The 1,621-nt window shown below is 38.2% G+C and carries 1 protein-coding gene; it reads left to right on the top strand.

The window, feature by feature from the left end; genetic code table 11:
* Positions 1-250 precede the first annotated feature (250 nt).
* The gene (locus PBF_RS24650) at positions 251-1,486 is read left to right on the top strand and encodes an IS110 family transposase (RefSeq protein WP_035333656.1); all 1,236 of its coding nucleotides are present in this window, start codon (positions 251-253) and stop codon (positions 1,484-1,486) included.
* The last annotated feature ends 135 nt before the right edge of the window (positions 1,487-1,621 follow it).

Genomic DNA, 1,621 nt, shown 5'->3' with positions numbered 1-1,621 from the left:
TCGTATTATAAGGTCACCAGATATTTCTGGTTGACCATTTTTTATTTGGTCTTATTATATCAGTAGCCAGGGTAGAACGTAACTGCCCGTGGGGCCATCGACCCCGTCAACTAAACGGTTCACCCCCTACTTGTAGAAACATGATTGAGGCTGGTTGGGACATAGATCTCGTATAACAAGCGAAGCTGTGACACTGCATGGAGGAATTAGGGGTACTGGCAAATTACTAGTTTAGGAGGAGGATTTTTAAATGAATCCAGTCATTGGTCTGGATGTTTCAAAAGGGGAAAGTCAGGTTCAGGCATTTTTGGATAAAGGCAAACCATATCGTAAGAGCTTTAAAGTTTCTCATACTATTGAAGGTCTTGATTTACTTGTAGAGTTTCTGGAGGTCGTAAAGAGAGAAACAGGTAAGAAACCACCTATCGTCCTAGAAGCAACAGGACATTATCATTCCTCTGTTGTTCAATACTTGGAGGACCGTGGATATTTATTGATCATCATTAATCCACTGATTTCTTATAAGGCGAAAAGTTCAAGTCTTCGGAAAGTAAAGACAGATGCGCTCGATGCTTACCATCTCTGCGAGCTGTTTTATAAAGAGGATCTTGAGCCATATAAAAAGCGTGGAGTTCAACTTTTAAACCTTCGAAATCTTACCAGACAGCACGAGAATATAACGGGGGTATTAATCCAAACAAAGCTACAATTTCAAGCCATTCTGGACCAGGTCTTTCCTGAATATAGAGGGGTTTTTGGTGACTTATATTCGGTAGTATCACTGTTAACTCTTTCAGAGTTTCCCTCATCTGAAGATATATTAGAGGCAAGCGTTGAGACCATAGCTGACAAAATCGCTCAATTATGTAAAAGCCGTTCATACAGATGGGCTAATGAAAAAGCTATTCAACTCAAAGCTGCCGCAGACAGAAATCCGTTTGAAAAGACTTTGTATCAGAGTCATATTTTGAGTCTTGGGATGTATATAAACATTATTCTTCAATACAAAGAGCACCTATCCAAGTTAGAGTCAGAGATAGATGCCCTCGCTAAAGAAGTTGAAGAATATAATATTATCAAATCTATCCCTGGTATCGGTGAAAAGATCGCTGCAACGATCATTTCAGAAATTGGGGAGATAGATCGATTTAATGATCCTAAAAAGCTCGTAGCTTTCGCTGGAGTTGATCCTAGTGTATTCGAATCTGGTAAGTTTACAGCCACCAGAAACCGAATCACGAAAAGAGGATCCAGTAGGCTTCGTCACGCCTTATATATGGCTGTTCGTTGTGCGATTCGTGACTGTCGCAAGAGTAAAACAAGCGATGAAATTATTCCTCGAAATAAGAAATTACGAGAGTTCTATGATAAAAAACGTGAAGAAGGAAAACCTTTTAAGGTAGCTGTAATTGCTTGTGTAAATAAGCTCTTACACTGGATATTTGCCCTTTTAAAAAGCAAAACAACTTTCCAAGATATAGCTTAAAACCAAATTAAACTAAATATCACAAAACCTTCCAACAACAGAATAATGGAAGGTTATTTGGCATGCGCATTTTTAGTATAGCATGAGATATTTTAAGTTTTTATTGAAAAATATTGACAAACTATTAGCTGGTTT

Origin of the sequence: Cytobacillus firmus DS1 (assembly GCF_000565285.1) — a bacterium.
GTDB lineage: Bacteria > Bacillota > Bacilli > Bacillales > Cytobacillaceae > Cytobacillus > Cytobacillus firmus_A.
This window is presented reverse-complemented; position numbering and strand designations above follow the sequence as displayed.